The organism is Nocardia sp. 852002-51101_SCH5132738, from assembly GCF_001665695.1.
GTDB classification, from domain to species: Bacteria; Actinomycetota; Actinomycetes; order Mycobacteriales; family Mycobacteriaceae; genus Nocardia; species Nocardia nova.
Map to the genome: position 1 here is coordinate 1 of NZ_LZML01000037.1, position 3,556 is coordinate 3,556.

Genomic DNA, 3,556 nt, shown 5'->3' on the forward strand with positions numbered 1-3,556 from the left:
TTCGGCCGCCGGAAACCAGCCACCAGCCAGGCGACTCCACGCGGGCGTCACCAACGTCCAGGCCTCCTACAGCTAGCTCGAGCATGCAGAACCTTTCAATGACCGACTTCCAGAGCATCGCCATCGCCCTCCCGCCGATTTCTGAGCAACAGGCGATCGTTGACTTTCTGTCTACGCACGTTGCCAAGATCGAAGCGTTGATCGTCAAGTCGACCGAGGTGATCGAGACTCTGCGCGAGTACCGCTCGGCGCTGATCACCGATGCGGTGACCGGGAAGATCGATGTTCGAGGGGTAGCCTGATCGTGCCGCAGCATCACGAAAGCGTTCTGGAAGAAGAGATCTGCGAACACCTTGCGGATCACGGCTGGTTGTACTCACCCAACGACTCGGGCTATGACCGCGATCTCGCGTTGTTCCCGGACGACGTGTTCGCGTGGCTGGCGGACACGCAGTCGGCGGAGTTGGAGAAGCGACTCAAGCCGGACGCGACCCCCGAGGCGCAGTCGAAGGTGAAATCTGCTCTGCTGCAACGCCTTGCGAAGGCGTTGTCGGCGGATCTGAAGGCAGACGGCGGCACCCTGGCCGTGCTCCGCCGTGGGTTCAACGACTTCAACGCCACCTTTGCGATGTGCCAGTTCAAACCGAACTCCGGCCTGAATGCCACTACCGCGGCGAAGTATCAGGCCATGCGGTTGCGAGTGATGCGGCAGGTGCACTACTCGAAGTCGAACACCAAGAAGGCCATCGACCTGGTGTTCTTCGTCAACGGGATCCCAGTCGCCACCGCCGAAGTCAAAACTGACTTCACCCAGTCGGTGCAGCATGCGATCGAACAGTACAAGAAGGATCGACTACCGAAGGGCGAGCCGCTGCTGTCCTTCGCCACCCGAGCCCTGGTGCACTTCGCCGTGTCGAACAAGGAAGTGCACATGACCACCCGCCTCGCCGGGACGGGCACGGTGTTCCTGCCGTTCAACCGCGGCGACAATCACCATGCCGGCAACCCGCCCAACCCGGACGGATCGGCGTCGTCGTACCTGTGGGAGACGATCCTGCAGCGTGACACCTGGCTTGAGATCCTCGACCGGTTCATGCACCTCGAGATCAGCGAACGCCATGACCCCGACACCGGGAAGAAGACCCGCACGGAAACGCTGCTGTTCCCGCGGTTCCACCAGTGGGAGGCCGTCACCAAGCTGGTCGACGCCGCCCGCCGCGAGGGCCCCGGGCACAAGTACCTAATCCAGCACTCCGCCGGCTCGGGGAAAACGAATTCGATCTCGTGGCTGGCGCAGCGGCTCGCCAGCCTCTACAACGACCAGGACGAGAAGGTGTTCTCGTCGGTCATCGTTGTCACCGACCGTACGGTGCTCGATGCGCAGGTGCAGGAGGCGATCCACCAGATCAACCGCACCACCGGCGTTGTCGCCCACATCGACGGGTTGACCGGATCCAAGTCCGGCGAACTCGCGGACGCGCTGGAATCGGGAACGCACATCATCATCGTCACCATCCAGACGTTCCCGTACGCGCTGGATGCGATCGCCGACCGGAAAGCCCTGCGCGGCAAAAGTTTTGCGATCATCGCCGACGAGGCCCACTCCTCGCAGACCGGCGGCGCGTCGAACAAGCTCAAAGAGGTGCTCTCGCAAGCAGAGTTGGCCGATGTCGCCGAGGGCGCGACCGTGTCCGCGGAGGACATCCTCGCGGCGGAGACGAAGGCCCGCGCCGGCGCGAAGAACCTGTCGTTCTTCGCGTTCACCGCGACCCCGAAGCCCACCACCCTCGAGTTGTTCGGCCGCAAGGGGCCGGGCGGCCCACCGCAGCCGTTCCACCTGTACTCGATGCAGCAGGCCATCGACGAGGGCTTCATCCTCGATGTGCTGCGCAACTACACCCCGTACAGGACCGCATTCCGGCTCTCGCACAACGGGAAGACCTACGCCACTCGCGACACCCCCGAGGGCACCGTCGCCGTGACCGGCGACGGTTCGGACGCCAACCTCGTTGACCGCTCCGCGGCGGTGAAGTCGGTGATGAACTGGGTGAGGCTGCACCCGACGAACATCGCGCAGAAGGTGGCGATCATCGTCGAGCACTTCCGGCAGAACGTGGCCTGGCGGCTGAACGGGCAGGCGAAGGCGATGGTCGTCACCAGCTCCCGCAAAGCCGCCGTTCGCTACAAGATCGCGTTCGATCGGTACGTCACCGCACACGGCTATACCGATATCGCCGCCCTCGTCGCCTTCTCCGGCGAAGTCACAGACGCCGAATCCGGTAGCGACGAGCCGTTCACCGAAACCAGCATGAACCCCGGATTGAGGGGACGGGATCTGCGGGACGCGTTCGCCACCGACGCGTTCCAGGTGATGCTGGTGGCCAACAAGTTCCAGACCGGGTTCGACCAGCCAAAGCTGGTGGCGATGTATGTCGACAAGAGGCTCGGTGGTGTGCAGGCCGTGCAAACCCTCTCCCGGCTGAACCGGACCTTCCCACCTTTGAAGGATCAGACGTTCGTGCTGGACTTCGCCAACGAGGTCGCCGACATCGTCGTCGAGTTCTCTAAGTACTACGAGGTCACCACCCTCGCCGACGTCACCGACCCGAACATCGTCCACGACACCGAACGCAAGCTCGCCGCCGCCGGTATCTACGAGGCCTCCGAGGTCGACAGGCTCGCCGCCGACTACCTCGCGAAAAAGGGAAACAGCGCACTCGAGAAGTGGATCGCGCCTGCCGCCGAGCGATACACCGTCCGCATGAGGGAGGCCGTCGACACCTCCGACACGGTCGCGCTGGACGAGCTGAAAATGTTCCGCAAGGACATCGGCACCTATGTACGCCAATACGAGTTTCTGTCCCAGCTGTTCGACTACGAGAACCCGTGGCTCGAGAAACTCGCGATCTACCTCAAGCTCCTCGCCCCCCAGCTCACCGGGGGAGACGAACAGGCGCCGATCGACCTGTCCGCGGTCACCATCGACTACCTCGGCCACCACCAGCAGGCGCAGCAAAACCCGACCTTGACCGCCGGGGTACCGCTCGAACCGGCCAAGGAGGCCGGCACCGGCACCGTCAAGGATCCGCAGATGGTCGCCCTCGAGGAGGTCATCGCCAAGATCAACGACCTGTTCTCCGGCGACCACCCGGACTCGAGTGTCCGCAACGTTGTCACCCACATCCGGGACCGACTTGAGGAATCGGAAACCCTGCAGCAGCAGGCCAGACACAACACCCTCGCCCAGTTCTCCGCCAGCCCCGATCTCGGCATCGCGTTCATCGACGCCGTGATCGGCGCCATGGACTCCTCGGCGGACCTGTCCACGCAGATCCTCAACAACAAAAACCTGTCCCAGAAACTGTTGGGAGAGCTGCTACCTGGCATTTACAAACGCCTCAACGCCGCCGGCTGAGCCCAGAGCACCGGGCATGCGGCGACGACGGTTCGCGCAGCGGTCGTTCTCTGCCCCTGGCGAGGGGAGTGTCGGATTACCGGTGGATCTGACCCCGGTAGGGGTTAGTTTCCGGTCGGGTTGATCCGGCCTTCGAATGCG

Annotated in this window: 2 protein-coding genes; both read left to right on the plus strand. The window is 63.5% G+C overall.

Annotation, left to right across the window (positions count from 1 at the left end; genetic code table 11):
• The coding region (locus tag A5789_RS05790; RefSeq protein WP_197516557.1) for a restriction endonuclease subunit S at positions 1-302 on the plus strand (302 nt) is incomplete at its 5' end.
• 2 nt (positions 303-304) lie between these two features.
• Positions 305-3,415, plus strand: coding sequence for a type I restriction endonuclease subunit R (locus A5789_RS05795; RefSeq protein ID WP_064902538.1), 3,111 nt, complete (start codon positions 305-307; stop codon positions 3,413-3,415).
• Positions 3,416-3,556 lie beyond the last annotated feature (141 nt).